Annotated in this window: 25 protein-coding genes, 2 rRNA genes and 1 pseudogene; 15 read left to right on the top strand and 13 right to left on the bottom strand. The window is 67.3% G+C overall.

Annotated features, from left to right (window positions below; translation table 11 throughout):
- Positions 1 to 273: ribosomal RNA gene (locus tag VLK61_RS27000) — 23S ribosomal RNA — on the top strand; the annotation flags it as partial.
- Between the two features lie 143 nt (positions 274 to 416).
- Positions 417 to 529: ribosomal RNA gene (gene rrf, locus VLK61_RS26995) — 5S ribosomal RNA — on the top strand.
- 55 nt (positions 530 to 584) lie between these two features.
- Here the strand turns inward: rrf and VLK61_RS26990 are convergent.
- The 3 genes from VLK61_RS26990 to VLK61_RS26980 form a co-directional block, all read right to left on the bottom strand.
- Positions 585 to 1,547 (bottom strand): MBL fold metallo-hydrolase, encoded by a 963-nt coding sequence (locus VLK61_RS26990; RefSeq protein ID WP_325425858.1) that lies wholly within the window; start codon positions 1,545 to 1,547, stop codon positions 585 to 587.
- Positions 1,548 to 1,558: 11 nt separating this feature from the next.
- The gene (locus VLK61_RS26985) at positions 1,559 to 3,244 is read right to left on the bottom strand and encodes a long-chain-fatty-acid--CoA ligase (protein ID WP_325425856.1); all 1,686 of its coding nucleotides are present in this window, start codon (positions 3,242 to 3,244) and stop codon (positions 1,559 to 1,561) included.
- Positions 3,245 to 3,307: 63 nt separating this feature from the next.
- On the bottom strand, positions 3,308 to 4,054 hold the full coding sequence (locus VLK61_RS26980) for an FFLEELY motif protein (RefSeq protein WP_325425854.1): 747 nt from the start codon (positions 4,052 to 4,054) through the stop codon (positions 3,308 to 3,310).
- Positions 4,055 to 4,144: 90 nt separating this feature from the next.
- Between VLK61_RS26980 and VLK61_RS26975 the strand changes: the two genes are divergently transcribed.
- On the top strand, positions 4,145 to 5,065 hold the full coding sequence (locus tag VLK61_RS26975) for an esterase/lipase family protein (RefSeq protein ID WP_325425852.1): 921 nt from the start codon (positions 4,145 to 4,147) through the stop codon (positions 5,063 to 5,065).
- Positions 5,066 to 5,087: 22 nt separating this feature from the next.
- Here VLK61_RS26975 and VLK61_RS26970 read toward each other — a convergent pair whose 3' ends face one another.
- The 5 genes from VLK61_RS26970 to VLK61_RS26950 all read right to left on the bottom strand — a co-directional run bounded on the left by VLK61_RS26970 (position 5,088) and on the right by VLK61_RS26950 (position 8,635).
- Positions 5,088 to 5,933 (bottom strand): HDOD domain-containing protein, encoded by an 846-nt coding sequence (locus VLK61_RS26970; protein WP_325425850.1) that lies wholly within the window; start codon positions 5,931 to 5,933, stop codon positions 5,088 to 5,090.
- 51 nt (positions 5,934 to 5,984) lie between these two features.
- The gene (locus VLK61_RS26965; protein WP_325425848.1) at positions 5,985 to 7,139 is read right to left on the bottom strand and encodes a DUF2855 family protein; all 1,155 of its coding nucleotides are present in this window, start codon (positions 7,137 to 7,139) and stop codon (positions 5,985 to 5,987) included.
- 28 nt (positions 7,140 to 7,167) lie between these two features.
- Positions 7,168 to 7,428 (bottom strand): hypothetical protein, encoded by a 261-nt coding sequence (locus VLK61_RS26960; protein WP_325425846.1) that lies wholly within the window; start codon positions 7,426 to 7,428, stop codon positions 7,168 to 7,170.
- A 54-nt stretch (positions 7,429 to 7,482) separates the two neighbouring features.
- The gene (locus tag VLK61_RS26955; protein ID WP_325425844.1) at positions 7,483 to 7,644 is read right to left on the bottom strand and encodes a hypothetical protein; all 162 of its coding nucleotides are present in this window, start codon (positions 7,642 to 7,644) and stop codon (positions 7,483 to 7,485) included.
- 433 nt (positions 7,645 to 8,077) lie between these two features.
- The gene (locus VLK61_RS26950; protein WP_325425842.1) at positions 8,078 to 8,635 is read right to left on the bottom strand and encodes a hypothetical protein; all 558 of its coding nucleotides are present in this window, start codon (positions 8,633 to 8,635) and stop codon (positions 8,078 to 8,080) included.
- Positions 8,636 to 8,740: 105 nt separating this feature from the next.
- Between VLK61_RS26950 and VLK61_RS26945 the strand changes: the two genes are divergently transcribed.
- Positions 8,741 to 9,337, top strand: coding sequence for an SRPBCC family protein (locus VLK61_RS26945; RefSeq protein ID WP_325425840.1), 597 nt, complete (start codon positions 8,741 to 8,743; stop codon positions 9,335 to 9,337).
- An 84-nt stretch (positions 9,338 to 9,421) separates the two neighbouring features.
- Here VLK61_RS26945 and fusA read toward each other — a convergent pair whose 3' ends face one another.
- Entirely contained in the window at positions 9,422 to 11,482 is a 2,061-nt protein-coding gene (gene fusA, locus VLK61_RS26940; RefSeq protein ID WP_325425838.1) for an elongation factor G, read from the bottom strand.
- A 215-nt stretch (positions 11,483 to 11,697) separates the two neighbouring features.
- On the opposite strand from fusA, the gene VLK61_RS26935 reads away from it, so the two are divergent.
- The 11 genes from VLK61_RS26935 (at position 11,698) to VLK61_RS26885 (ending at position 23,202) form a co-directional block, all read left to right on the top strand.
- The gene (locus VLK61_RS26935) at positions 11,698 to 12,144 is read left to right on the top strand and encodes a MerR family DNA-binding transcriptional regulator (protein WP_325425836.1); all 447 of its coding nucleotides are present in this window, start codon (positions 11,698 to 11,700) and stop codon (positions 12,142 to 12,144) included.
- 217 nt (positions 12,145 to 12,361) lie between these two features.
- The gene (locus VLK61_RS26930) at positions 12,362 to 13,468 is read left to right on the top strand and encodes a BMP family ABC transporter substrate-binding protein (RefSeq protein WP_325425834.1); all 1,107 of its coding nucleotides are present in this window, start codon (positions 12,362 to 12,364) and stop codon (positions 13,466 to 13,468) included.
- Between the two features lie 13 nt (positions 13,469 to 13,481).
- The gene (locus VLK61_RS26925) at positions 13,482 to 14,594 is read left to right on the top strand and encodes an ABC transporter permease (RefSeq protein ID WP_325425832.1); all 1,113 of its coding nucleotides are present in this window, start codon (positions 13,482 to 13,484) and stop codon (positions 14,592 to 14,594) included.
- Positions 14,595 to 14,602: 8 nt separating this feature from the next.
- Positions 14,603 to 15,511 carry an ABC transporter permease gene (locus VLK61_RS26920; RefSeq protein WP_325425860.1) on the top strand — a complete coding sequence of 303 codons (909 nt, stop codon included), beginning with the start codon at positions 14,603 to 14,605 and terminating at the stop codon, positions 15,509 to 15,511.
- A gap of 35 nt (positions 15,512 to 15,546) precedes the next feature.
- Positions 15,547 to 16,248, top strand: coding sequence for a cysteine hydrolase family protein (locus VLK61_RS26915; protein ID WP_325425830.1), 702 nt, complete (start codon positions 15,547 to 15,549; stop codon positions 16,246 to 16,248).
- Between the two features lie 36 nt (positions 16,249 to 16,284).
- Positions 16,285 to 17,832, top strand: coding sequence for an ABC transporter ATP-binding protein (locus VLK61_RS26910; RefSeq protein WP_325425828.1), 1,548 nt, complete (start codon positions 16,285 to 16,287; stop codon positions 17,830 to 17,832).
- A complete protein-coding gene (locus VLK61_RS26905; protein ID WP_325425826.1) occupies positions 17,829 to 18,497 on the top strand; it encodes a cysteine hydrolase family protein in 669 nt (222 codons plus the stop codon). The genes VLK61_RS26910 and VLK61_RS26905 overlap by 4 nt, the downstream gene beginning before the upstream one ends.
- Entirely contained in the window at positions 18,494 to 20,299 is a 1,806-nt protein-coding gene (gene atzF / locus VLK61_RS26900) for an allophanate hydrolase (RefSeq protein WP_325425824.1), read from the top strand. Before VLK61_RS26905 ends, atzF begins: the two co-directional genes overlap by 4 nt.
- A complete protein-coding gene (gene hpxZ, locus VLK61_RS26895; protein ID WP_325425822.1) occupies positions 20,296 to 20,688 on the top strand; it encodes an oxalurate catabolism protein HpxZ in 393 nt (130 codons plus the stop codon). Before atzF ends, hpxZ begins: the two co-directional genes overlap by 4 nt.
- Positions 20,689 to 20,717: 29 nt before the next feature.
- Positions 20,718 to 21,425: a GntR family transcriptional regulator gene (locus VLK61_RS26890; protein WP_325425820.1), complete on the top strand. Its 708-nt coding sequence runs from the start codon at positions 20,718 to 20,720 to the stop codon at positions 21,423 to 21,425.
- Positions 21,325 to 23,202, top strand: a complete 1,878-nt coding sequence (locus tag VLK61_RS26885) for a response regulator (RefSeq protein ID WP_325425818.1) — start codon at positions 21,325 to 21,327, stop codon at positions 23,200 to 23,202. Before VLK61_RS26890 ends, VLK61_RS26885 begins: the two co-directional genes overlap by 101 nt.
- A gap of 28 nt (positions 23,203 to 23,230) precedes the next feature.
- Here the strand turns inward: VLK61_RS26885 and VLK61_RS26880 are convergent, their stop codons facing one another.
- The 4 genes and pseudogenes from VLK61_RS26880 to VLK61_RS26865 form a co-directional block, all read right to left on the bottom strand.
- On the bottom strand, positions 23,231 to 24,787 hold the full coding sequence (locus VLK61_RS26880; RefSeq protein WP_325425816.1) for an AMP nucleosidase: 1,557 nt from the start codon (positions 24,785 to 24,787) through the stop codon (positions 23,231 to 23,233).
- 62 nt (positions 24,788 to 24,849) lie between these two features.
- Positions 24,850 to 25,629: an amino acid ABC transporter ATP-binding protein gene (locus tag VLK61_RS26875; protein WP_325425814.1), complete on the bottom strand. Its 780-nt coding sequence runs from the start codon at positions 25,627 to 25,629 to the stop codon at positions 24,850 to 24,852.
- A complete protein-coding gene (locus tag VLK61_RS26870) occupies positions 25,616 to 26,266 on the bottom strand; it encodes an amino acid ABC transporter permease (protein ID WP_325425812.1) in 651 nt (216 codons plus the stop codon). Before VLK61_RS26870 ends, VLK61_RS26875 begins: the two co-directional genes overlap by 14 nt.
- A pseudogene (locus VLK61_RS26865) lies at positions 26,259 to 26,420 on the bottom strand (amino acid ABC transporter permease); the annotation flags it as partial. The pseudogene VLK61_RS26865 and the gene VLK61_RS26870, both read right to left, overlap by 8 nt.

Raw genomic sequence — 26,420 nt, 5'->3', positions numbered from 1 at the left:
CAGATTTGAAGAAGCCTGCTCCTAGTACGAGAGGACCGGAGTGGACGCACCTCTGGTGTATCGGTTGTCACGCCAGTGGCATTGCCGAGTAGCTAAGTGCGGAAGAGATAACCGCTGAAAGCATCTAAGCGGGAAACTCGTCTCAAGATGAGTCTTGCCGGGGCCTTGAGCCCCCTGAAGAGTCGTTCAAGACCAGGACGTTGATAGGCTGGGTGTGGAAGCGCAGTAATGCGTTAAGCTAACCAGTACTAATTGCTCGTGCGGCTTGACCCTATAATTTTGACGTGTTCATAGTATTGGCAACCGTGGTACGGTACACAATACTCACGTTATGCCACTTGGCAACGCAATCAAAAGCTGATTCGATACTCTGTGAATTGGTCGACCTGACACCGTCAGGCCGGCAACAAGTTAAGCCTGATGACCATAGCGAGGTGGTCCCACTCCTTCCCATCCCGAACAGGACAGTGAAACGCCTCTGCGCCGATGATAGTGCGGGTTCCCGTGTGAAAGTAGGACATCGTCAGGCTAATAATCCGGAAGCCCGATCTCGCCAGAGATCGGGCTTTTCGCTTTTTGCACCGCTAATCGCGAATGGCGAGTCTGATGTGATCTGCCGACGCGCTCAGCACGCCGTCGCTGATCAAACTGCCGACAGTCTCCGTCGCGAGCTGATTTGCCAGATCGGGGTCGTGCGCGCACCCAAGTGTCGCGCCGAAGATCGGCGTCCCGGTGATCCACGCGGCTAGCTCCGCATGGCTTTGCTGCTGAACCTCCAGCATGTGGTACACGACCAAGGCGCGCACCGCGTGTTTGCGATGCCGATCCGGCGACTTCACGAATGCGTTCAAGCGAGCGCGGGATTGCGCGAGCGCGCTGGCAACGTCGCTGAAGGCCCCGCCATGACCTGGCAGTACCAGCCGAGGTTGCAGGCGCTCGATCAGATCCAAAGCGTGATGCGTGGCATCGAAGCCGGAATCACCGGCCAACTCGGGGAAGATGATCGCGAGCCGGTTCTCCCAGAGCGCGTCGCCGCTGATCAACACGCCCTCTTGCGGCTCGAACAGCAGTACTGCATCGGGGTCGTGCCCGGGCGCAGCGTGGACTTCCCACGATGAACCGCCGAGTTGTACTTCCGTATTGGGCGCGAGAAAGGTGTCAGGCACGAAGGTTTCGCAGCGCTGACCTGTGTGGCGGTAACTGAGCCTGGATTCGTCCCAAGGCATCAACGCGGCAAGGTAACCACAGGGCACGGCGATCGTTGCGGCGGGCCACTCACGCTGCAATCCGGCGTTGCCACCGCAGTGGTCGCTGTGCAGGTGCGTGTTGACGATCGCCCCCAACGTTCGCGCGCCGATGGCTTGGCGAACCAGTGACACGGTTTGTTCCACATGGCTCACGTAACCCGTATCGACAACCAACGCGGATTTGTGCCCGTGTTCCCGGAAGACAACGCTGTTGGCTGACAACCAGCCGCGTACCAGCAACTGCGCGCCAACGCGTCGCAGAGCAACACCGATCTCTTCGGCCTGCAGTGCCCCCGCCATCGGTGCAACGCTCAGGCCGCCGATCGCAACTCGCGCCGCAGGATCTTGCCGACATTCGACTTCGGCAGATCGTCACGGAACTCGATGACGCGCGGTCGTTTGTAGGCCGTGAAGTTGTCCTTGCAGTAGCTCATCAAGTCATCCTCGGACAATGTGCCGTCGCGCTTGACGACGAACAACTTCACCGCTTCGCCCGACTTGGCGTCGGTAATGCCGATCGCTGCACACTCCAGCACCCCGGGATGCAGGTTCACGACCTGCTCGATTTCGTTCGGGTACACATTGAAGCCGGACACCAGGATCATGTCCTTCTTGCGATCGACGATGCGAATCTGCCCGCCGTCGTCCATCACCCCCACGTCACCCGACTTGAAGAAGCCGTCGCCGGTCATGACCTTCGCCGTTTCGTCCGGGCGATTCCAGTAGCCGGCCATCACTTGTGGCCCGCGGATGCAGATCTCACCCGGCTGGCCGTGTGGCACATCGCGGCCGTCGTCGTCGCGGATGGCAATGTCGGTCGACGGCACCGGCATGCCGATGGTGCCAGTGAAACCCTTGATGTCCAGCCGGTTCGTGGTGGCCACCGGCGAGGTCTCCGACAGACCATAGCCCTCGACGATCGAACAGCCGGTGACCTTGAGCCACAACTCGGCCGTCGACTGCTGCACCGCCATGCCGCCGCCGTTGGCAACGACCAGGCCAGAGAAGTCCAGCCGCGTGAATTCAGCGTCATTGGCCAGCGCGTTGTACAGCGTGTTGACCGCGGGGAACATGTTGACGCGGTGGCCCTGCAGCGCCTTGACGAAACCGCGAATGTCGCGCGGGTTCGGGATCAGGAGGTTCAGCATGCCCAGCCGCGCGCCCATGAGGTAGCAAATCGTCAGCGCGAAGATGTGGTAGAGCGGCAAGGCACACACGACGGTCAACTGGCGGTCGCCGACGGTGTCGAGCACCGGCTTGAACCACGCCTCGGTCTGCAGGATATTGGCCACGACATTGCGGTGCAGCAGCGTGGCGCCTTTCGAGACGCCGGTGGTGCCGCCGGTGTACTGCAGGAACGCCACGCTGTCCGGTCCGAGTTGCGGCCGCTTCAGGGACAGGCGAGTGCCTTCGGCCACCGCCATGTTGAACCGGGTGACGCTGCGGCCACCGTCCAGCGGGAGCCGGAACTCCGGCACCATCTTGCTCAGGTGGCGCACCGCGAAGTTGATCGCCTGGCCCTTCCAGAAGCCCATCAAGTCGCCCATCGCGGCGAGCACCACATGCCGCACGTCGGTGTTGTCGATGACCTCTTCCAGCGTCGGTGCGAAGTTCTCGAGCACGATGATCGCCTGCGCCCCCGAGTCCTTCAGCTGATGCTGCAACTCGCGTGGCGTGTACAGCGGGTTGACATTTACCACCACCAGGCCGGCACGCAGGATGGCCGCGATGGCCACCATGTACTGCGGCACGTTGGGCATCATCACCGCCACACGACTGCCCGGCTCCAGCCCCTTGGATTGCAACCAGGCGCCGAGGGCCTGCGAAAGATCATCAACGTCACCAAAGCGCAAGCGCGAACCCAGGCACTCGGCAGCCGGCCGGCGGGCGTGGCGGCGGAACGCGTCTTCGAGCAGATCGATCAGCGAGGCAAAGGCCATCGTGTCGATTTCGGGCTTGACGCCATCGGGGTAGTTCTTCAGCCAGGGTCTGTCCACAATTGCTCCGGTGTGATTGTTAGCAGCAGGCCCCGCATGGTCGGGATGCCAAGCCCCGCAGCGCTACGGTAATTGTCCTAACGGCGACGCCGCCGCCGTAGACGTACCGCTAGCCAGCGCGGTCGCCAAGGTGATGGCGCCGCTGTCGAACAGGGCTCGCGCCAATGCTTCTTCACGTGCCTGGATGGTGTCGAGAAACTCGGCGGCGCCTCGCATCGCACCGAAGGTGTCGAAGCCGTGTTCGAGAAAGCGCTGCAGATCACCGAGGCCGGCGGCGCGCGCCGGCCCGCGCATCATGCGCAGCGTTCCGCGCAGCACAGGATTGCGCGTGTAGCGCTCGAGCGCCTTGCCGATGCGGATCGTCAAATTGACCTGCTGTTGGCGTGCCTCGGGCCGGCCGGTGGCCTGCCACAGCCGCACATAGGTGCTGGCGTCGATGGGCGGCAATTCCGCATGGCGCGCCATGTCGCTGTCCAGCGATTCGGACAGGGCGTGCAGGGCGCCCAGCGCAGCCACGGTGGCCACAATGTCCTCGGGGAACATGCGCACCAGCGCCGGCACCACGCGGGCGAACTGCGCATCGCGCGCCCCGAACTCCTGCGGGCCGTACAGGTCTTCGAGAAAGAAGCGAGTGGCGCCCTGGTAGCGTGGATGCTGCAGCAGATCGGCGTAGCTGCGTGAAAAACGCAACGCCTGATAGGCTTTCACTGCGGCAACCCGTTCGCCGAGCATCTTGTCAGCCGCGCGTTCGGCGCGCAGCTGCTCGACGTTTGTCAGGTGCTGCAGAATCTCGCGGCCTGCCGTGTTCATCGGTGCAAGCCTAACCTGTGCTGTGTCGTTGCCGCGGCGCGATCGCCTTGTCCTCCTCGCGCCTCAACCCCTGATAGCAGGGCCTCCCACATGCCCCGTTCAACACTCGCCCGCCTGCAACGCGGCCTCGGCCTGCTGGTGCTGTTGCTGGCCTGCGCCTGGGTGATCGTCAGTGCGCGCTTCGAGCTGGCCTGGCCGTGGCGATGCGTTGGCCTGCTGCTGGTGCTGCTGCCGCACGCCCCGGTGTTGGCGGCTGAATTCCTGCTGCTGGCCCGCCTCAGTGATCCACACCCCGCACCGGCACCGACGGCCCTGCAGTTGTGCCGCGCCTGGCTGGGCGAGGTGTTGATGGGCGTGATCACGTTCGGCTGGCGCCAGCCCTGGCGCCCGAACGCCGTGCCGGACCACTTGCCGGCCACGGCGCAAGGTCAGCGTGGCATCGTGCTGATCCATGGTTTCGTGTGCAACCGGGGCTTGTGGACGCCCTGGCTGCGGCGCTTGCGAGCCCAGGGCGTTCCCTTCGTGGCGATCAACCTCGAGCCGGTGTTCGGCGATATCGACAGTTATGTGCCGCTGGTCGACGGGGCCGTGTCGCGGCTGCAGGCCCTGACCGGCGTGCCCCCGTTGATCGTCGCGCACAGCATGGGCGGCCTCGCCTCGCGCGCCTGGTTGCGTTCAGCCCAGGCCGATGTGCGCTGCGCCGGTGTCGTGACCATCGGCACGCCGCACCACGGCACTTGGCTGGCGCGGTTCGCAATGACAGCCAACGGCCGCCAGATGCGGCGCAACGGACCCTGGCTGCAGGCGCTGGCTGCCGCCGAGCCTGTTGAACGTTATGCCCGCTTCACCTGCTTCTTCGGTCACTGCGACAACATCGTCTTTCCGGCGGCCACGGCCATGCTGCCTGGCGCGGACAACCGTCACCTCGCCGATACGGCGCATGTACACATGATCATGCGGTCCGAGATCTGGGACGAGGTGACGCGCCGGCTGCAGGCACCAGCCGTCTGACGCCGTGTGCTCCCGCGCCGGCTCAGCTGTCGATTTCGTGCAGCAGCGCCAGCGTCGGCTCGTGGGCCATGTTCAGCAGCGTGGCGATCTCGGCGATATCGTCTGGCAGCGCCGCGTTGTCCCAGCCCCGCGCAGTGTGGCGTGCCAGGCGAATCGCCAGCTGCACATTGCGCACCTGGGGCGACACGCTGGCGTGATCATCGCTGATCTTCACCAGCAACTCGGGCAGGCGCCAGGCCTTCATCAGCGCCTGCTGCAGGTCTGACAAGCCCACGTGCAGCACGGCTTGCTGCGCGTCCACCGAGCGCAAGCCTGGATCGGCCAACTGCCGTGCCGCGATCTCCAGGGCCAGCGCCGGCGCGTGCACCCACAGCAGCATCTCGGCAAAGTCGTGCAGCAGCGCGGCTTCGTGGATCACCGTGGCGTCGTGGTCCATGCGATGCACCGCAAAACCCAGCGCGAACCGCGCCGCGCGATGCGAGCGTTGCAGCACCGCATGCCAACCGGCCAATGCCTCGGGCTGGCCGGCGAGCCGGTCCTCGACCGAGGCCTGGTCGCCAAAGGCATGGAAGAACGGCGGGATGCCGAGCATCAGCACGGCGGCGGTGACGGTTTCCGCATCGGCGGTGGCGCGGGCCGAGCGCCGCGCCGCGACATGCCGCAGCAGCTTCAACACCATCAGCGGGTCGTCGCCCAGCGTGTCGGACAGCAGGTGGGCATCCACCGCATCTTCGTTCATGCCCAGTTCGGCGACGGCCGCCACCGTGCTTGCCAGCACCGGAATCTCCAGTTGCGCAAAACAATTCACCCAGGCCGCCACGTCTCGCGGGGCCTGCATGATGAATGGCGTGTCGATGACGTGAGACATGGACGGCCTCTGGTTTCAGTGCCTCGTATCCGTGTTGTCGGCCGACGCCGTTCAAGCTTGAGCTGCGGGCGGCCAGAACGACAGCATATGCCCTGCACGTGGATCCGTGCGGCCTTCGATCAGCGACAGGTAGGCCTGGCGCACGGCATCGACCCCGTGGCCTTCATGCACAACCAGCCAGGGCGAGCGGCCGGCGCCGTCCATCGCCGCCATCAGCCGGGCCCAGGCAGCCTGGATGCGCTGTTGCAAGCCTTCCGGCCCCCATCCCTCGGGGGGAGGATGGGTTCGCTTGCGCAGCTGGGTCGGCGCGAAGAACAGGGTCGGCCGCGGTCCGGGCAGGCCACTGCCGGGACCGAGTGCATCCCAATGCGTGCCGCCGACGGCGCAGCTGTAGCTCAGCGCGCCGTTGAAGTGCGTGTGCACCGCCATGCGCTGCGCGGCACTGCCGGACATGTCGACATAGACCGTCGGGACCTCGGGGTCCAGCGCGCTCAGGTCGTCGTAGGCCAGCACCTGGTCGTAGCAGCCGAGCGAGCGCGTGAACTCGAGGTTGGCCTGCGAGGTCAGCCCGGTCACAGCGACGCTGGCTGCATCACCATGGCGACCGGACAGGCACAGCGCGGTGCCGTATGCCGTCTTGCTCGACGCGCTGGACAGCAGCACCTGGCGTGCGCCGAAGAAACTCTGCTCGGCCAGGAAATCGTCGATCAGGAAAGAGGTGATGAACAGCGGGCGCAGCAAGGCCTGGCGTGCCTCGTGGGCCTGCACATAGCCGGGGTCGCTGCGGCAGAACTGCACGCGGTTGTAGGCCGACGGCAAGGCCTGGCGATGCGCTGCGCCATCGACAAAGCCTTGCGCATCGACGCGGGCGGGCGTCACCAGCAGGTGGCTGCCTATCGGCCAGAAACCGAAGCAGCGTTCGCCGGGCTCGACACCTACGGCGCGGGATTCAACCACCGTCGCGAAACCCCACACCGGGATGCAGCCCAGCGTGGACGGCTCGGCCGGGAAGAACTCCCAGTACTTCATCGCCTCGCCGAAGGCCGCGTAGGTGACGTTGTTGGCGGTGAGCGCGAAGGAGTCGATGCGCATGCGCGCCTGGCCGGGGGCCAGCGGTGCATGTGCATCGGTGTCGGCGGCGATGCAGGTGTTACGCAGGTTCTGCCGGTGCACCAGCAGTCGCAACGCGTCGTCGGCGGTGGTCATCGTGGGCTCCTCGTAGAACAGCCGCGCATCACAGGCGGGTCACGCCGGGCACGTGCCCGACGTATTCGCCGTCCAGGTACAGCGCGCCTTCGGGCGCACCGGCCTCGGCGTAGAACTCCAGCTCCGGCGCACGCTGCACGCGGTTAGCGGCTTGCGCGGCACGCACACGGCGCGAGAGCTTGGCCAGCGTCTTGCTGGCGCTGCGCAATGCCAGTGCGGCGCCGCGCCGCATCAGGCTGCCGCGGGGGGCGGCGAGAGGGCTGTAGAAGCCTTGCAGGGTCTTGCTCATGGTCATCTCCAAAGGCGCCACACCCGCCGACCTGGCTGGGAGGGCCCCTGTTGTTCAGGTGCAGGGATGTCGTTCTTTCAGCAGCGCGCGCTGCAGCTCTCGCTTGGCCATCTGGCGCAAGGCGCCGGCGGGTCGTCGATGAGCACCGGCGTGGCGATGCAGACAGGCAGCCACCAGCGGGTTGCGGGGCTTGAGGGTGTTGACGGTGATCTTCATGGTTGGCCTCCTGGGCGGATGGAACGGATCGAGTTCGACAAAGTGAACAGCACAAAGACAGCGGCCCGGGTGCTGAAAGCGACCCGGGCCGTGGAGGGTGACGCGACGGTGAGGTCGCTGTCAGCCAGCCATGCCCCCGGGTGGGGCGCTTTCGACACCATGACCGGTGCCTGCCATGCGCGCATGAGCCTGACCCGACACGGCTGGCGCCAGGCGCACAGCGATCGGGACAACACAGGACATGGGAGCGAACATGAACAGTCGGAACTCGGACGGTGAGGGGTTGAACACGGGGTTTCGTCGTGCGGGCCGGCTGCCGGGGCAGGGGCTGTATCAACGACTTGCGCAGATGATAAACATTTCTTTATCTTGCGCAAGACTTCAAGCTGGGGGCTCGGGTAATTCCTGATGGGTTTGTGGTTTCAGTCGCGTTTCAGCGCTTGCCCTTGAGCGGCGCCACACCGGCCTGGCTGCGTGCCCACAAGGCCATTTCATCCACCGGCTCGGGCTTGGGCACGGCCGTGCCGGCCTTCGCCGGCGAGGGGGCTGCCGGCGGTGACGGCGTCAGCACTTCGCCCAGCAGATCGAGCAGCCGCGTGCGTGCGCGCTGCGGATGGCGGCGGTAGTAGGTCAACACCAGTCCGACGATGAATCTTTCGTCATCGTCCTGCGGCAAATGCCCCGGCAACTGCTCGGTGGCCGCCGGCGCGGATGCCGCCCCGCTGCCGTCCCCGTGCGGCTGATCCATCCAGCCATGGGGCTTGCGGCACAGCTGTTCGAACTGCCGCGCCAGCCGCTCGCCGATCTGGCGCGAGCGGCCCTTGATCTGGCTCCAGTAGCTCGGTTGAATCTGCAGCCGTTCGGCGAAGCGGCGTTCCAGTCCGCGCAGCGTGGCGGCGTCGGGGGCGCTGACAGTGGCCTGCACAAATTCGTCGAACAGCAGCAGGGCGTTGTCGAGCCGGATGCGCGCGACGTCAGGCGGAGGGGACATGCCTCGATGATAAACGCCGCTGCATCATCTGAGGCAGCCCGGCCGGCATTGACGCGCAGGGTCGGCGCCCGCTAACGTGAAGCCTTCACCGACCTGGAGCTTTCGATGAACTTCCGCCGTAGCGTTGCGCGCCTGGCTTGGCTGTTGCCCGTGATCGGGCTGATGCTGGTGTCGCCGTTGCAGGCGGCGGAGCGGGCCATCGAGAAAGAAGTCGTCGTGCCGGCGGCGCTGGACAAGGTCTGGGCCTCGTGGACCACGCGGGAGGGCATCACCAGCTTCTTTGCCCCCGATGCGGTGATCGAACCGCGTGTCGGTGGGGCCTTCCACATCCACATCGATCCGCTGGGCGCGCCCGGCCAGAAGGGTGCTGACGACATGCGCTTCATGGCCTTGCAACCGATGAAGATGCTCAGCTTCGACTGGAACGCGCCGCCCCATCTGGCCGAGGCGCGCGCGCAGCGGACCTTCGTGGTGCTGCGCTTCGAGCCGGTGGATGCGGCGAACACGCGCGTGCGGCTCACCCACACCGGCTGGGGCGACGGCGGTGAATGGGACAAGGCTCATGCCTACTTCGACAAGGCCTGGGCCGGTGTGCTGGACAACCTGAAGAAGCGCCACGAGACCGGCCCGAAGGACTGGACCGAGTGGATGAACCAGTTGCGCAAGTGGCACGCCGAAACCGACAAGGCCAAGAAGCCCTGAGGTCCCGGCTGCGGCCTGGGTAGCCGCAGCGCAGGCAAGGGCGGGCTGGGCCGGCACCTGTCGGCCGCGGTCCGCCCGCCGGGCTCATTCTTCCTCGTGCGCTTTGTAGCTGCTGGTCAGCTGCTGCTGCACCGTCGGCGGCACGGCCTCGTAGTGCGACAGCGCCAGCGTGTAGCGCCCCTGGCCGCTGGTCATCGCGTTCAGCCGGGACTGGTAGCCTGTCAGCTCCGACAGCGGCGCCTGGCCCTTGACCACCATGGTGCCGATGGCGCCGTTGTGCGTGCCGTTGATCAGCCCGCGCTTGGCCGACAGATCGCCGGTGATGTCGCCCATCGCGCTGTCCGGCGCGGTGATCTCGACATTGACGATCGGCTCCAGCACGATCGGCCGGGCCTCGCGGATCGCCGCCTGGAAGGCCTTGCGCCCGGCGGTGGCGAAGGCGATTTCCTTGCTGTCCACCGTGTGGTGCTTGCCGTCGTAGACGATGACCCGTACGTCCACCACCGGATAACCCGCAATCGCCCCGGTGGCCAGCACCTCGCGCACGCCTTTTTCGACCGCCGGGATGAACTGCCCGGGAATCGTGCCGCCCTTGACTTGGTCAAGGAACTCGAAGCCCGCCCCGCGCGGCAGCGGCTCGATGCGCAGGAACACCTCGCCGAACTGCCCGGCACCGCCGGTCTGCTTCTTGTGGCGGTGGTGGCCCTCGGCCGGCGCGGTGACCGTCTCGCGGTAGGCGATGCGCGGCGGCTTGGTGTCGACCTCGAACTTGTAGACCTCGCGCAGCCGGTCCATCAGCATGCGCAGGTGCAGTTCGCCCAGGCCGTAGACGATGGTTTCGTTGGTCGCCGCGACATGCTCGATCTTCAGGCAGGGGTCTTCATCGATCAGCTTGCTCATGATCTCCCACATGCGCTGCTCGTCGCCGCGGCGTTTCGGGCTGATCGCCAGGCCATGCACAGGCACCGGGAAGGGCAGCGGTTTCAGATGGATGTGGTCGTCCTCGGCCGCGTCGTGCAGCACCGCGTCGAAGTGCAGCTCGTCGACCTTGGCCACCGCACAGATGTCGCCCGGCAACGCGCGCGGCACCTCGACATGGTCCTTGCCCTGCAGCATGAACAGGTGGCCGACCTTGAAGGGCTTGCGGCCATCGCCGACGTAGAGCAGGCTGTCCTTGGTGATGGTGCCCTGGTGCACGCGCAGCACGCCCATCTTGCCGACATAGGGGTCGACGGTGACCTTGAACACATGCGCCAGCACATGCGCGTCGGGATCCGGCAGCGCATGCATCAGCGCTGCATCGGCACCTTCGCCGTTCAGGAAGTCCGGTGGATTGCCCTCGCCCGGATTCGGCAGCAGCTTGACGATGATGTCCAGCAACTCCGCCACGCCGGCGCCGGTGCGCGACGAGACGAAGCACACCGGGATCAGGTGGCCTTCGCGCAGCGCCTGTTCGAGCGGTGCATGCAGCTCGGCAGCATCGACATCGCCGTCGTTCAGGTAGCGGTCGACGAAGGCCGCGTCCACCTCCACCACCTGTTCCACCAGCGCGCGGTGCGCAATATCCACCGCGCCGAAATCGCTGTGACCCTCGCGGTTGTAGAAGCAGTCGACGACCTTGCTGCCGCCGCCATCCGGCAGGTTCAGCGGCAGGCATTCCTTGCCGAAGGTGGCCTGGATTTCGGTCAGCAGCGCGGCGAGGTCCACGCCCTGCGCGTCGATCTTGTTGACGATGATCATGCGGTCCAGTTGGCGCTGCGCCGCGTAGTCCATCATGCGCACGGCCATCGGCTCGATGCCGGTGGCCGCGTTGATCACCACCGCCGCCGTTTCCACCGCCTCCAGCGCCGGCAGGCTCTGGCCGACGAAGTCGGGGCCGCCGGGGGTGTCGATGAAGTGGATGCGCGTGTCGGCATGCATCATGTGCATCACCGAGGCATTCAGTGAATGCTGCATGCGGCGCTCGATCGGGTCGTAGTCGCTGACTGTGCTGCCGCGTTCCAGGCTGCCGGCGGCGCCAATGGCACCGGCCTTCACCAGCAGGGCCTCGGCCAGACTGGTCTTGCCTGCGGCGGCGGGTCCGACGAGGGCCAGGGTGCGGATGTCGGCCACCTGGACGGCGCCGGACGGCTGTGGGCTTGGCATGAGCGGTCTCCTCTGGCCACTTCAGCCAGAAGAGGCCCCAAACGTCGCCCGCACCAAATGAGCCAGCGGGCAGGTGCTCCCCGGGGGGAAGTCCAGCCTATGCCTGTCGGCAGCGCGGCGCAAGAGGGGCACGATGGGGGGCAGGGCAAACACTGCCGTTCCGGCGGGCGGGTGACCGAGCCTCGCACCGTGCGAGGCTTGCTAAGCTGGATTGCATGAAGATTTCAGAACTGGCGCGGCGCACGGGGGTGTCGGTACACCGACTGCGGCGTTACGAGGCGCAGGGCCTGATCCGCGCTGAACGGCTGGACTCGGGGTACCGCGAGTTCGCTGAGGTTTGCGTGCGCGAGGTCACCTTCCTTGGCATGGGCCGCGAGATCGGCCTGTCGCTGAAGGTGCTGGGCGACGCGCTGCCACGCTACCGCGCCGGCACGCTGTCGATCGACGAGATGATCGAAACCTTGCAGTCGCGCATCGCCGAGATTGACGCCCTGGTCGCCGAGCAGCGTGCGCTGCGCCGCAAGCTGGTGTCGCACATCGCCTGGTTCCGGCGGCGCCAGGCCCGGCCCGCCAGGCCGGCATCGGGCGCCCGCGGCTTTCCCGCCAGCGTGTCCGCGACGGCGGCACTTGCCGCGGCAAAAGCCAGACGAAGTGCGCGGTAGGTAACGAGACGCCGCCGGCGCGCACCACCGTTGTGCGCCAACGCGGGCCGTCAGGGCTGATTTGCCCAGGCACGGTGCGGTTTTTGCGGTGCAACCCGGGAAATCGGCTGGCCCACCGCTTGCTTGTATACCGATCAGAACACCAGATGGCGTGCAAGTGCGATCCCGCGGGGATCTCACGCCGACCAGCCTTTCATCCAAGCAGGAGTGAGCAGCGATGACGCATCAATACTGGAACCGTCGTGACTGGATTCGTGGCGCCGGCGCACTGGCGGCGGGAGGCATCGCCCTCGATGCCCTGGCGCAGAAGCCCGTGTCGGTGGGCTTTATCTACGTCGGCCCGCGCGACGACTACGGCTACAACCAGGCCCAGGCGGAGAGCGTGGCGCTGGTGAAGAAGATGGCCGGCATCAAGGTGGTCGAAGAAGAGAACGTGCCCGAAACCAACGCCGTGCAAAAGACCATGCAGGGCATGATTGCGCAGGACGGCGCGGCGCTGCTGTTCCCCACCTCCTTCGGCTATTTCGATCCGCACATGCTGGCCATTGCGGCGAAGAACCCGAACGTGCGCTTCGCCCATTGCGGCGGCATGTGGACCGAAGGCAAGCACCCGAAGAACACCGGCAGCTTCTTCGGCTACATCGACGAGGCGCAGTACCTCAACGGCGTGGTCGCCGGCCACGCCAGCAAGAGCAAGAAGATCGGCTTCATCGCCGCCAAGCCGATTCCTCAGGTGCTGCGCAACATCAACGCGTTCACGATGGGCGCGCGCTCGGTCGACCCGAAGATCACGACCACGGTGATCTTCACCGGCGACTGGTCGATGCCGGTCAAGGAGGCCGAGGCCACCAACAGCCTGGCCGACCAGGGCATTGACGTGTTCACGATGCATGTCGACGGGCCCAAGGTCATCGTCGAAACCGCCGCCAAGCGCGGCAAGTTCGTCTGCGGCTACCACGCCAGCCAGGCCAAGCTGGCGCCGCAGGCCTACCTGACCGGCGCCGAATGGAACTGGCTCACCGCCTACACCCAGATCATCGAAGCCGCGAAGGCTGGCAAGCCGCATCCGAACTTCGTGCGCGGCGGCCTGAAGGACGGCTTCGTCAAGAGCTCGCCCTATGGCTCGATGGTCGCCGAAGGCGCGCGCAAGAACGCCGAGGACATCCGCGCCAAGATGCTCAAGGGCAGCTTCGACATCTTCGCCGGCGAGTTGAAGGACAACACCGGCAAGGTGGTGATCGCCAAGGGCAAGGCCTTCAAGCAGACGGATGTTGAGCTCGAAGGCATGAACTACCTCGTTGAAGGCGTGATCGGCAAGGTCTGAACGGCCCAAGACCATGGCCCGCCTCGCCCGCCCCTGGCACGCCCCTGCCGAAGCCGTGCTGCTGCCGGCCGGCGCATTGGCCGCCGCACTGCTGCTGTTCGGCTTGTTCGTCTGGTTCGGTGGGCAAAGCCCGTTGGAGGCCTGGACGCTGCTGTTCAAGGGCGCTTTTGGCGACGCGTTCTCGTGGCAGAACACGCTGCAGCGTGCCGCGCCACTGATGCTGACGGCGCTGGCCGTGGCCTTGCCGGCGCGTGCGGGCCTGACGGTGATCGGCGGCGAAGGCGCGCTGGTGCTGGGCGCCCTGGGCTGCGCCGGCCTGCCCTACCTGATGCCGCTGCCGGCTGATGTGAGCGGCAGCCTGCTGGTGCTGGCCGCCGGCGCGCTGCTCGGTGCGGCCTGGGTGGCACTGGCGGGGGCGCTGCGCCAGTACCGCGGCGTCAACGAAACCATCTCCAGCCTGCTGCTGGGCTACATCGCGATTGCACTGTTCAAGCACTTCGTCGAAGGGCCGATGCGCGACCCGGCCAGTCTGAACAAGCCGTCGACCCGGCCGCTGGCCGAAGGGCTGCGCATCGGGCCGATCAGCGCCGACAGCGTGCTGGGCGATGTGCACTGGGGCCTGGCCATCGGCCTGCTGCTGTGTCTTGCCGCGGGCGTGTGGTTGAGCTTCACGGCCTCGGGCTTCGCGCTGCGCGTGGTCGGCGGAAACGCCCGTACCGCGCGCCTGGTCGGCCTGCCGACGAATCGGCTGATCCTGCTGGCCTGCGCGGCGGGTGGCGCCTGTGCCGGCCTGGCCGGTGCGGTGGAGGTGGCGGCGGTGCACACATCGGCGAATGCTTCGGTGATCGCCGGCCTGGGCTACACCGGCATCCTGGTCGCCTTCGTTGCGCGCCACAACCCATGGACGATTCCGATCGTCGCACTGCTGTTCGGCGGTTTCGGCGCGGCCGGCAGCCTGCTGCAGCGGCGGCTGGGTCTGCCCGATGCGTCGGTGCTGGTGCTGCAGGGCTTTGCCTTCGTCTTCATCCTGGCGGCTGAAGCGCTGCGCGGTCGGCTGTTCCAGCTGGAAGTGCCGGCGATGGTCAAGCTGCGCCTCGTCGCGAACATGGGGAGGGCCATCCCGTGACGGCTGACATGGTGTTCGACCTGCTGCTGGCCATCATCGGCGGCGCGGTGCGTGTCGGCACGCCCTTCCTGTTCGTCAGCCTCGGGGAATGCCTGACCGAAAAATCCGGCCGCATCAACCTCGGTCTCGAAGGCGTGCTGGTGTTCTCGGCGATGGCCGGGTTCGCCGGCTCCTACCTGAGCGGCTCGCCCTGGCTCGGTGTGCTGCTGGCCGGCATCAGCGGCGCCGCGCTGGCTTCGCTGCACGGCATGCTGTGCTCGCTGCAGCGCGTGTCGGACATCGCCACCGGCATCGCGCTGATGCTGCTGGGTGCCGGCCTGGCCTTCTACCTCGGCAAGCCGCTGATCCAGCCGCAGGCAGCGCAGATCCCGTCGATCGGGCTGGGCGCCTGGAGCAGTTCGCCGTCGGTGCAGAGCGCGCTGTCGATCAATGCGCTGTTCCCGATCGGCGTGGCGCTCGCGGCGCTGATGTCCTGGGGACTGGCCAATACGCGCTACGGCCTGGTCGTGCGCATGGCGGGCGACTCCAGCGACGCCGCCCGCGCGCTGGGTTATTCGGTCAACGCGGTGCGCATCGCGGCCACCACGGCCGGCGGCTTCATCGCCGGGCTGGGCGGCGCGTCGCTGTCGCTGTACTACCCGGGCAGCTGGAACGAAGGCCTGTCCAGCGGGCAGGGCCTGATCGCCGTGGCGCTGGTGATCTATGCGCGCTGGGATCCCAAGCGCTGCCTCGGCGCGGCACTGCTGTTCGGCGGCGCCGGCGCGATCGGGCCGGCGCTGCAGTCAGTGGGCATCGGCGGCGGCTACTACCTGTTCAATGCGATGCCCTATGCGCTGACCTTGCTGATCCTGGTGGCCACCTGTTCGCCACAGCGTTCGCTGAAAGGTGCGCCGATGGAACTGGGCGTATCACGCTGACCCGCCGCCGCAACGACATCCAAGGACCTGCCGCCATGCCGACCATTGCCTCCGAACCCTATGCCTGGCCCTTCGACGGTGCCTTCACGTCGCAGAACACCGCGCTGGTCATCATCGACATGCAGACCGACTTCTGCGGCGTCGGGGGTTATGTCGACAAGATGGGCTACGACCTGTCGATGACACGCGCTCCGATCGAGCCCTTGAAGGCCTTGCTGGCGGCTGCGCGCCGTGTCGGCATGCACGTGATCCACACGCGCGAAGGCCACCGTCCCGACCTCGCCGACCTGCCGGCCAACAAGCGCTGGCGCTCGCAGCAGATCGGCGCCGGCATCGGCGACGCCGGGCCCTGCGGCCGCATCCTGGTGCGCGGCGAACCGGGCTGGGACATCATTCCCGAGTTGTACCCGCTGGCCGGTGAACCCATCATCGACAAACCCGGCAAGGGCTCGTTCTGCGCCACCGATCTGGAGCTGATCCTGCACACCCGCGGCATCCGCAACCTGATCCTGACCGGCATCACCACCGATGTGTGCGTGCACACGACGATGCGCGAAGCCAACGACCGCGGCTTCGAGTGCGTGATGCTGAGCGACTGCACTGGCGCTACCGACCGCGGCAACCACGAGGCCGCGCTGAAGATGATCCTGATGCAGGGCGGCGTTTTCGGCGCGGTGTCGAATTCGGGCGCCGTGATCGAAGCCCTGTCCGGCCTGCAAGCGATTCCTATTCCATGAAAGGCGCGTCCATGGCCAAACCGTTCCCCTGACGACATGAACGCGACCACGCTGGAAACCTATAACCTGACGAAACGCTTCGGGCCGTTCACCGCGCTCGATGGCGTCTCGCTCACCGTGCGCCCGGGCACCGTGCACGCGCTGCTTGGCGAAAATGGCGCGGGCAAGAGCACGCTGGTGAAGTGCATCGTCGGCTACTACCGGCCGGACGATGGCGCGGTGATGGTCGATGCCCGCGAGCACGACATCCACTCGCCCACCGTTGCGCGCGAACTCGGCATCGGCATGGTCTACCAGCACTTCACCGTGGTGCCGGGCATGACGGTGGCCGAGAACCTGTTGCTGGCCCGCGGCAAGCTGCCGGCGGTGATCCACTGGAAGGCCGCGCGTGCCGAACTCGCGGCCTTCCTCGAGACGGCGCCGTTCAAGCTCGACCTCGATGCCCGGCCGTTGGACCTGTCGGCCGGCGAGAAACAGAAGCTGGAGATCCTGAAGCAGCTGTTCCTCAAGCCGCGCCTGCTGATCCTGGACGAACCGACCTCGGTGCTGACGCCGCAGGAGGCCGACGAAGTGCTGGGCGCGCTGCGCGCGCGCGCGCATGCCGGCGACTGTTCTGTGGTGATGATCACGCACAAGTTCCGCGAGGTCACCGAGCATGCCGACGATGTCAGCGTGCTGCGCCGCGGCAAGCTGGTGGCCAGCCTGTTGGTGGCCGACAGCACGCCGCAACAGCTGGCACAGGCGATGGTCGGCGAAGGCAAGGTGGCGCAGGCGGCATTGACGCGCGAAGTTCGCGAGCAGGGCGCTGTGCGCTTGTCGATCCGTGGCCTGCGGGTGCGTGGCGACCGTGGCGAAGAGGCCGTGCGCGGGCTGGACCTCGACGTGCGCAGTGGCGAGATCGTCGGCATCGCCGGTGTCTCCGGCAACGGCCAGCGTGAACTGATGCAGTCGCTCACCGGCCAGCGCGCGCGTGAAGGCGGGCAGGTGAGCGTGGATGGCCATGTCTTCAAGGCCACGCGGGCCGAGAACCGCGAGCGCAAGGTGCGCAGCTTGCCCGAGGAGCCCTTGCAGAACGGCTGCGTCGGTGAACTCAGCGTGGCGCACAACATGGGCCTGCGGCAATTCGACGAAGCGCCTTTTGCCATCCTGCCGCAGTTCGGCGGCTGGGTGCGCTGGGGCGCCTTGCGCCAGCGCGCGCGTGAATGGATCACCGAGTACGGCGTCAAGACCCAGGGAGAGCGTGCGGCGATCCGCACGCTCTCCGGCGGCAATGTGCAGCGCGCCGTGCTGGCACGTGAACTGAGCGGCCAAGCCAATCTGCTGCTGGTCAGCAACCCGGTCTTCGGTCTCGACTTCGCCGCGGTGGCCGAGATCCATGGCCGCTTGATGGCTGCACGCAACCGCGGCGCCGCAGTGTTGCTGGTCAGCGAAGACCTCGACGAACTGCTGGCATTGGCCGACCGCATCGTCGTGATGAGCGAAGGCCGCATCGTGCACGACGTGGCCGGTCATGCCGCCGACCGGCATGAACTCGGCGCCTTCATGGGCGGCAAGGCGCATGCGCCGGTGAAGGAGGCGGCATGACGCTCTTGACCGATGCTCGGCCTATGCCCTACCACTTCACTGTCGCGCGCACCGCGCTGGTGATCATCGACATGCAGCGCGATTTCGTCGAACCCGGGGGCTTCGGCGCCAGCCTGGGCAATGACGTCACGCGGCTGCAGGCCATCGTGCCGACGCTGCAGGCGCTGCTGCAAGCCTGGCGCGGCGCCGGCGGTTTCGTCGTGCACACGCGCGAAGGCCATGCGCCCGATCTGCACGATTGTCCGCCGGCCAAGCGCCTGCGCGGCGCGCCGACGCTGCGCATCGGCGATGTCGGCCCGATGGGCCGTGTGCTGGTCATCGGCGAACCGGGTCACGCCATCGTGCCGGCGCTGGCGCCGATCGCCGGTGAGCTGGTGATCGACAAGCCCGGCAAGGGGGCCTTCTACGCCACCGACCTGCAGGCCCGGTTGCAGGCGCGTGGCATCACGCAATTGATACTGACCGGAGTGACCACCGAAGTGTGCGTGCAGACCACGATGCGTGAAGCCAACGACCGCGGCTACGACTGCCTGCTGGTCGAAGACGCCACCGAGAGCTACTTCCCCGAATTCAAGGCGGCAACGCTGGCGATGATCACCGCGCAAGGCGGTATCGTCGGCTGGACCGCACCGGCCGCCGCGGTGATCGCGGCGCTGAAGACATGAACTTCGCCGGCGCGCCGCTCACGCTGGCCGACTGGCGCGGGGCCCTGGCCGACCCCGGCGCTTCGCTGCGCCAGCTGCTCGCGCCCTTGCTGGCGCAGCACCATGCCGACGACACGGCCTGGATCCTGCGCTGCAACGAGGCCTTCATCGAGGCGCAACTGCAGCGCCTGGATGGCTTGTCACCGGCCAGCCTGCCACTGTATGGCGTGCCCTTCGCGGTGAAGGACAACATCGACGTCGCCGGCCTGCCGACCACCGCAGCCTGCCCGGCTTTCAGCCACGCGCCGCAGCGCCATGCGACCGTCGTGCAACGGCTGATAGCTGCCGGCGCGGTGCTGGTCGGCAAGACCAACCTGGACCAGTTCGCCACCGGGCTGGTCGGCACGCGCTCGCCGTATGGCGAGGTGCCGAACAGCTTCGATGCGGCCTATGTCAGCGGCGGCTCGAGTTCGGGCTCGGCCTCGGTGGTGGCGCGTGGTCTGGTCTGCTTCGCGCTGGGTACCGACACCGCCGGTTCGGGCCGCGTGCCGGCCGGCTTCAACAACCTGGTGGGCCTGAAGCCCACGCCGGGCCGCGTGCCGATGGCTGGTGTGCTGCCGGCCTGCCGCACGCTGGACGTGGTGTCGGTGTTTGCGCTGACGGTGGCTGATGCCGCGCAGGTGATGGCGGTCATCGAGGGCGCGCAAGACGAGCCGGTGTTCCAGCCGCCAGTGCAACGCCCGGGCTGGTTCGGCAGCGGCGGCGATGGCCTGCGCGTGGGCGTGCCCGAGCAGCCGGGCTGCGACGCCGCCATCGGCTACGCCAGCGCCTTCGACGACGCGCTGCTGCAGTTGCTGGATTGGCAGGTGCAGCCCCAAGCGGTGGACATGCAACCGTTCTACGAGGTGGCTCGCCTGTTGTACGACGGGCCCTGGGTCGCGGAACGCTACGCCGTGGTGCAGCCGCTGATCGAGCAGGAGCCCACGGCGCTGGACCCGGTGGTGCGCCAGGTGATCGCCGCGGCCCGTGGGTTCGACGCCGTGGCCGCGTTCAAAGGGCGTTATGCCCTGGAAAGCTTGAAGCAGCAGCTGGCGCCGCTGTGGCAGGACATCGACGTGCTGATGGTGCCCACTGCGCCGACCTGCCCGACGCGTGCGGCGGTGGTCGCCGAACCCATCCTGCGCAACTCCGAACTGGGGCGCTTCACCAATTTCGTCAACCTGCTCGGGCTGGCCGCGCTCGCGGTGCCCAGCGGCTTCAGCAGCAGCGGGCTGCCCTTCGGCGTCACCTTCATCGGCCCCGGCGGCAGTGATGCCGCGCTGGCCGCGCTGGGTGCGCGCTGGGAAGCTGCGCGCGCGCTGCCGCTGGGCTGCCGACTGCGTGAGGCGCGGCCGGCGGACCGCGCGCTTCAGGCGTTGCCGGCGTGCGAGCCGAGCTTGCAGATCGCCGTGGTCGGCGCGCACCTCGAAGGCATGCCCTTGCATGGCCAGTTGCTCGAGCGCGGCTGCCGGTTGCTGGCGCGCACCAGCACGGCGGCGCAGTACCGGCTGTTCGCGCTACCGAACACCCAGCCACCCAAGCCCGGGCTGGTGCGGGTGGCGGAAGGCGAGACAGGCCACGCCATCGCGCTGGAGGTCTACGAGATGCCGCTGGCCGCCGTTGGCTCCTTCCTGGCGCTGATCCCGCCGCCGCTGGGCCTGGGCTCGGTGCAACTGGCCGATGGCCGCTGGGTCAAGGGCTTCATCTGCGAACCGGCGGCGGTGCAGGGCGCCACCGACATCAGCGCCTTCGGCGGCTGGCGCGCATGGCTGGCCAGCCGATGAGGGCCCGGGTGATCAACGACGCCCAGGTGGCGGCCGAGTTGACTCAGGCGTTCCACGACTACGAGCGTGCGCTGATGGCCAACGACCGCGCGGCGTTGGATGCGTATTTCTGGAACGACGAGCGTGTCACGCGCTACGGCATCGCCGACCGGCAGTGGGGGGCCGAGGCCTTGCGCGCCTTCCGCGCGGCGACACCGGCACCGGCTTTCACCCGCACGCTGCATGAACTGCGCATCAACAGTTTCGGCGACGACGTGGCGACCGTGCAGGTCGAGTTCGTGCGCACCGACAGTCCGCTGCGCGGCTTCCAGAGCCAGACCTGGGTGCGTTTCGACGACGGCTGGAAGATCGTCGCCGCCCATGTCAGCATGATTGCGTTCGACGGCTGAGGCGCGGCGCTGCGTATCATCGACAGGCCATGTCTTCGCTCCGTCCCGCCGCTGCCGTGATGCCCTTGCCGCCCGAACCGGCGACGCTGGCCGACCAAGCCTATGCCCGCATCAAGCAGATGATCTTCGACTTCGCGTTGATGCCGGGCGACCGCTGCAGCGAAAGTGAACTGGCGCAGCGCCTGGAGGTGAGCCGCACGCCGCTGCGCCAGGCCTTGCAGCGGCTGGAGCGTGAAGGCTTTCTGCAGGTCCTGCCCAAGATCGGCTGGCAGGTGGCGCCGCTGGACTTCGACACCTTCGACGAGTTGTACGACCTGCGCGTGCTGATCGAATGCCACGCCGCGATGCACCTGGCCGAGGCCGAGACGCGCAGCACCTTGGCCACGCTGGCCGATGTCTGGCTGGTGCCGGCGGCCGAGCGCGTGGCCGATGGCGCGGAAGTCGGCCGGCTCGACGAGCAGTTCCATGCGCTGCTGGTGCAAGGCAGCGGCAACCGTGAAATGGCGCGGGTGCACCGCGAGATCACCGAACGCATCCGCATCATCCGCCGGCTGGACTTCACCAAGTCCGCGCGCGTCGAGGCCACCTACGACGAGCATGCGCGCATCTTGCGGGCGATCACGCGGCGGCGTGGCGATGAGGCGCAGCGCTTGCTGCGGGCGCACATCGAGCAGAGCAAGCTGGAAGTGCGGCACATCACGCTGGACATGCTGTACCGCGCACGGCGCCAGGCCTGAGCGAGCACGCCTGCGCCCGGGCGGGCATGCCAGTTGCCCTGGGCAGGGTCTGATGTCAGCGAATCAGCCCCACCCTGCATCGGCGTTGCGCGTCCTGATTGCCGACGACAGCCACGACATGGCCGATACAACGGCGTGCCTGATCGAGGCGGCTTTGGGTTGCCAGGCCAGCACCGCCTATGACGGCCTCGAGGCCTTGCGGCAAACGCTGTCGCTGCATCCCGATGCCGTGGTGCTGGACCTGCGCATGCCCGGCATGGACGGGGTGGAGGTCGCGCGGCGCGTTCGCCAACATTTTCCGCAAGATTCGCCTTACCTCATTGCGTTGACGGGAGAGCCCGACGCGGTGCGCGACCTGCGCACGGTCGACGGGCAGTTCGACCGGGTACTGGCCAAGCCGCTGGACACCGTGCAGTTGATCGCCACGCTGTCGCGTCTGGCAGCGGGCTTCGAACCCCTGGCACGCGCGACGCAGGCATTCGACTTTGCCGAGCTCTTCACCCGCGTGACGCGCCAGGTCGTGCCCCAGGCGATGGCCGGCCACCTGGCCTATTCATTCGACTTCCGCGGCCCCAGCGTGATCGTCGAGGACGATCCGGTCGAGGTGCAATGCGGCATCCACCGGCTGCTGCTGGGGCTGGTCGACATCATGGCCTCCGGCTTCGTGATGTTCAGCGCCGAAGCCAGCCTCGACGACACGGGCGTGTGCACCGTGCTGATCGAAGCGGCAGGCACCGGCGGCCTGCGTGAAGCGTCGCAACTCGATGCGGTGTTCTCGCGCCTGCGGCTGGCGGAGTTGCCGGATGCCCGATCGACCGATGCCGCAACGCGCCAGGCGGCCGGCATCTGCCCCAACACGGGTGCGTCGGTGACTTGTTCGTGCGACGCGCGTGAAGGCGTGCTGCTGAAGGCCCGATTGGTCTATCCCGGTGCCGTCGAACGCTTCGCGTCGAGAGAGGCCGAGGTGGCCGGTGCCCGTGTCTGGCTGGTCGACCACGGCGAGATGTCCTCCGACTGGGGCGAGCGCCGCCTGCAGCGCCTGGGCTGGCGCGTGACCCGCTTCCGCTCCTGCGCCGGCGCGCTGGCGGTGGCACGCGGGCTGGCGCCGGGCATGGGGCCGCCGATTCCTGCCCCGGCGCTGCTGATCGTCGTCGAGTCCGCCGATGTCGACGGGGGGCTGGTGCGGGCCTTGCGCCAGCATCTGCCGCCGGAGACCGAGTGCGTGTTCGCGGTCTCCGCCGGCTCGCCGCTGCTGGGCAAGCCGGCCGCCGTGGAAGGCTTCGAGCTGTGCGTGTTGCCGTTCAGTCCCTTGGAGCTGGCGCAGTTCGCCGAGCGGGCCTTGCCGTACGACAGCAGTCGGGGCGGCAACACCATGCCCGCGCCACTCGGGCTGGACGATCGCCCCGACGTGCTGCTGGTCGATGACAACGACGTGAACCGCACGGTCGGCCGCGCGCTGGTGGAGGCACTGGGCTACGAGGTGCGCACGGCGCACGACGGGCTGGATGCCATCGACCAGTGCCGCCAGAAGCCGCCGCAACTGGTGTTGATGGACCTGGAGATGCCGGTGCTCGGCGGCATCGACGCGAGCGTGCGGCTGCGCGAGTTGCAGCGCCTGGGCGATGTGGCGCCGTTTGCCGTCGTCGCGGCCACCGCCAATGCATCGCGCGAAGCCCGCGACGCCTGCCGCGCGGCAGGCATGGATGCTTTCATGACCAAGCCGCTGAACCTGTCCGAGCTGCGCGAACTGCTGCGCCGCTTCACGGCCGTGGCCTGAGCGCACGGCCGCGGCGCGAACCCACGGCCTACTGGAATGCCACCTCGGCAAAGCTGCGCAGCTTGCGGCTGTGCAGCTGATCCATGCGCTGCCCGCGCAGCAGCTCGATGGCCCGCATGCCGATGCGCAAGTGCTGGTCCACCCGCTCGCGGTAGAACTGGTTCGCCATGCCCGGCAGCTTGATCTCACCGTGCAAGGGCTTGTCGCTGACGCACAGCAAGGTGCCATACGGCACGCGGAAGCGGAAGCCGTTCGCCGCGATCGTCGCGCTCTCCATGTCCAGGGCCACCGCCCGGCTCTGGCTGAAGCGCCGCTCCGGACCCGGGTGCGGCAGCAGCTCCCAGTTGCGGTTGTCGGTGGAGGCCACGGTGCCGGTGCGCAGGATGCGCTTCAGCTCGAAGCCCTTCAGCTGCGTGACATCGGCCACCGCCTGTTCCAGCGCCAGCTGCACCTCGGCCAGCGGCGGAATCGGCACCCACAGCGGCAGCTCTTCGTCGAGCACATGGTCTTCGCGCACATAACCGTGGGCCAGCACGTAGTCGCCCAGCTGCTGCGTGTTGCGCAGCCCCGCGCAGTGGCCCAGCATCAACCAGGCGTGCGGCCGCAGCACGGCGATGTGGTCGCTGATGTTCTTGGCATTCGCCGGGCCGACGCCGATGTTGACCATCGTGATGCCCGAACGATCCGCTCGCATCAGGTGATAGGCCGGCATCTGCGGCAGCCGCGGCGGCGGCGCGCCGAGCTCATCGTCGTGCTCGGCGGGCAGGCCGGCGCGGCGCATGACCACGTTGCCGGGCTCGACGAAGGCGATGTAGTCGTCGCCATCGCCGGACGGCGCTCCCGAGCCCGCGGCGTGGCCGTTGGCGGTGGGCGCCGGGTCGAGCAGCGCGCCCTGGCCCAGCGGCTTGGCCATCAGTTCGTGGCCCATGCGCACGAACTCGTCGATGTAGAACTGGTAGTTCGTGAACAGCACGAAGTTCTGGAAGTGCTCGGGCGCGGTGCCGGTGTAATGGCGCAGCCGGTGCAGCGAATAATCCACGCGCGGCGCGGTGAACAACGCCAGCGGTTGCGGTTCGCCGGCGCGGATTTCCTGTGTGCCGTTGGCGATGCCGTCGTCCATCGCCGCCAGGTCGGGCAGGTCGAACACATCGCGCATCAGGATGCGGCGCTCGGGCGGCATCGTGCCTTCGATGTGGTCGTGCTGCGCGAACGAGAAGTGGATCGGGATCGGCTGGCTGGACAGGCCCACCTCCAGCGGGCCGCCATGGTTCTTCAGCAGCAGGTGGAACTGATCGCGGTAATAGTCGGCAAACAGGTCGGGCCGGGTCAGCGAGGTTTCATAAACCCCGGGGCCGGCGACGAAGCCGAAGGACAGCCGGGAGTCGGCGCGGACCACGGTGTCGGTGCGCACGCGCACGAAGGGGTAGCAGGCGCGGATCCGGGTGGCGGGTGTCTTGCCGCCGACGAAGTCCTGCAGCGATTGCCGCAGGTGGGCGATGCCGCTGGTGTAGATGGTGGCGGCATGATCGAGCGCCGCGTCGGCATCGGTGAAAGTCTGGGTGGTGATGAGTGTGGGTGTTGTCATGGCCTATTTTGCCAGCAAGCCCGTGACAGGCCGCATAGGCCGCGCCATGGGCCCGCCGCCGTTCAATGCAGCGCCGACAGGAACTGCTTCAGCTCCGGCGTCTGCGGGTCGCCGAACAGCGCGGCCGGCGGGCCCATCTCGTGGATGCGCCCGGCGTGCATGAAGACCACCCGATCGGCCACCTTGCGCGCGAAGTTCATCTCGTGGGTGACCATCAGCAGCGTCATGCCTTCCTCGGCGAGCGACTCGACGACACGCAGCACTTCACCGACCAGTTCCGGGTCCAGCGCCGACGTGATCTCGTCGCACAGCAGCACGGCCGGCTCCATCGCCAGCGCGCGAGCAATGGCCACCCGCTGCTGCTGGCCGCCGGACAACTGGTCGGGCGCGGCATCGAACTTCTCGGCCAGGCCCACGCGCTGCAGCAGCTGGCGCGCCTGCGTCTCGGCCTCGGCGGTGTTGCGCTGCTTCACCAGCCGCGGCGCCAGCATCACGTTGCGGCCGACGCTCAAGTGCGGGAACAGGTTGAAGCTCTGGAAGATCATGCCCACATGCTGGCGCAGCGCGCGCATGGCCTTGGCGTCGCCATGCTTGAGCGCCTGGCCGTCGACCGTCAGCGCGCCTTGCTGAAAGGTCTCCAGCCCGTTGATGCAGCGCAGCAGCGTGCTCTTGCCCGAGCCGCTCTTGCCGATGATGGCGATCACCTCGCCGGGCTTGACCTGCAGATCGATGCCTTTGAGCACCGCGTTGCTGCCGTAGGACTTGCGCAGCTGGTGGATGTCAACGATGGGGCTGGCCTTGGCCAGCGGAGTACCTGTCACGGTGGGTTCAGCGATTTGCATTGAGTTTCCTTTCCAGGGAACGCGCATAAAGGCTCACGGGGAAGCACAGCGCAAAGTACAGAAGGGCCACGCAGCTGTAGACCAAAAACGGCTGGAAGGTGGCGTTGGTGATCATGGTGCCGGCCTTGGTCAGCTCGATGAAGCCGATCACCGAAGCCAGCGCCGTGCCTTTGACGACCTGCACCAGAAAGCCGACGGTGGGTGCGATGGCGATGCGCGTGGCCTGCGGCAGGATCACGTAGCGCAGTTGTTCGCCAAAGCTCAGCGCCAGGCTCTGCGCCGCTTCCCACTGGCCCTTGGGCACGGCGGCCACGCAGCCGCGCCAGATCTCGACCAGAAAGGCACTGGTGTAGAGCGTGAGCGCCACGGCCGCGGCCATCCAGGCCGAGGTGTCCACACCAAACAGCGCCAGGCCGAAGTAGGCCAGGAACAGCTGCATCAGCAGCGGCGTGCCCTGGAACAGCTGCACGTAGCCGGCAACGAAGCGCTCGGCACCGGGCCAACGCGCGGTGCGCGCCACCAGCAGGGTCAGGCCGACCAGGCCCCCGCCGATGAAGGCGATCAGCGAAAGGCCCACCGTCCAGCGCGCGGCCAGCAGCAGGTTGCGAAAGATGTCCCACAAAGAAAAATCAACCACGCCTGCCTCCAAAGAGATAACGCGGACCGGCCCAGTTGAGCAGGGCTCGCACGCCCACCGACAGCAGCAGGTAGATGCCGGTCGCGATGATGAAGGCCTCGAAGGCGCGGAAGTTGCGGCTCTGGATCAGGTTGGCTGCATAGCTCAGTTCTTC

It is taken from the genome of Aquabacterium sp. (assembly GCF_035476535.1).
In the GTDB taxonomy this organism is placed as follows: Bacteria; Pseudomonadota; Gammaproteobacteria; order Burkholderiales; family Burkholderiaceae_C; genus Pseudaquabacterium.
The sequence above is the reverse complement of the archived record's forward strand: the minus strand, read 5'-3'. Positions and strand labels throughout refer to the sequence as shown.

Coding starts and splice junctions, on each gene's coding strand:
- VLK61_RS26990 (WP_325425858.1), bottom strand. CDS start 1,547: ATGGCGGGGGCACTGCAGGCCGAAGAGATCGGTGTTGCTCTGCGACGC.
- VLK61_RS26980 (WP_325425854.1), bottom strand. CDS start 4,054: ATGAACACGGCAGGCCGCGAGATTCTGCAGCACCTGACAAACGTCGAG.
- VLK61_RS26975 (WP_325425852.1), top strand. CDS start 4,145: ATGCCCCGTTCAACACTCGCCCGCCTGCAACGCGGCCTCGGCCTGCTG.
- VLK61_RS26970 (WP_325425850.1), bottom strand. CDS start 5,933: ATGTCTCACGTCATCGACACGCCATTCATCATGCAGGCCCCGCGAGAC.
- VLK61_RS26965 (WP_325425848.1), bottom strand. CDS start 7,139: ATGACCACCGCCGACGACGCGTTGCGACTGCTGGTGCACCGGCAGAAC.
- VLK61_RS26960 (WP_325425846.1), bottom strand. CDS start 7,428: ATGAGCAAGACCCTGCAAGGCTTCTACAGCCCTCTCGCCGCCCCCCGC.
- VLK61_RS26955 (WP_325425844.1), bottom strand. CDS start 7,644: ATGAAGATCACCGTCAACACCCTCAAGCCCCGCAACCCGCTGGTGGCT.
- VLK61_RS26950 (WP_325425842.1), bottom strand. CDS start 8,635: ATGTCCCCTCCGCCTGACGTCGCGCGCATCCGGCTCGACAACGCCCTG.
- VLK61_RS26945 (WP_325425840.1), top strand. CDS start 8,741: ATGAACTTCCGCCGTAGCGTTGCGCGCCTGGCTTGGCTGTTGCCCGTG.
- fusA (WP_325425838.1), bottom strand. CDS start 11,482: ATGCCAAGCCCACAGCCGTCCGGCGCCGTCCAGGTGGCCGACATCCGC.
- VLK61_RS26935 (WP_325425836.1), top strand. CDS start 11,698: ATGAAGATTTCAGAACTGGCGCGGCGCACGGGGGTGTCGGTACACCGA.
- VLK61_RS26930 (WP_325425834.1), top strand. CDS start 12,362: ATGACGCATCAATACTGGAACCGTCGTGACTGGATTCGTGGCGCCGGC.
- VLK61_RS26925 (WP_325425832.1), top strand. CDS start 13,482: ATGGCCCGCCTCGCCCGCCCCTGGCACGCCCCTGCCGAAGCCGTGCTG.
- VLK61_RS26920 (WP_325425860.1), top strand. CDS start 14,603: ATGGTGTTCGACCTGCTGCTGGCCATCATCGGCGGCGCGGTGCGTGTC.
- VLK61_RS26915 (WP_325425830.1), top strand. CDS start 15,547: ATGCCGACCATTGCCTCCGAACCCTATGCCTGGCCCTTCGACGGTGCC.
- VLK61_RS26910 (WP_325425828.1), top strand. CDS start 16,285: ATGAACGCGACCACGCTGGAAACCTATAACCTGACGAAACGCTTCGGG.
- VLK61_RS26905 (WP_325425826.1), top strand. CDS start 17,829: ATGACGCTCTTGACCGATGCTCGGCCTATGCCCTACCACTTCACTGTC.
- atzF (WP_325425824.1), top strand. CDS start 18,494: ATGAACTTCGCCGGCGCGCCGCTCACGCTGGCCGACTGGCGCGGGGCC.
- hpxZ (WP_325425822.1), top strand. CDS start 20,296: ATGAGGGCCCGGGTGATCAACGACGCCCAGGTGGCGGCCGAGTTGACT.
- VLK61_RS26890 (WP_325425820.1), top strand. CDS start 20,718: ATGTCTTCGCTCCGTCCCGCCGCTGCCGTGATGCCCTTGCCGCCCGAA.
- VLK61_RS26885 (WP_325425818.1), top strand. CDS start 21,325: ATGAGGCGCAGCGCTTGCTGCGGGCGCACATCGAGCAGAGCAAGCTGG.
- VLK61_RS26880 (WP_325425816.1), bottom strand. CDS start 24,787: ATGACAACACCCACACTCATCACCACCCAGACTTTCACCGATGCCGAC.
- VLK61_RS26875 (WP_325425814.1), bottom strand. CDS start 25,629: ATGCAAATCGCTGAACCCACCGTGACAGGTACTCCGCTGGCCAAGGCC.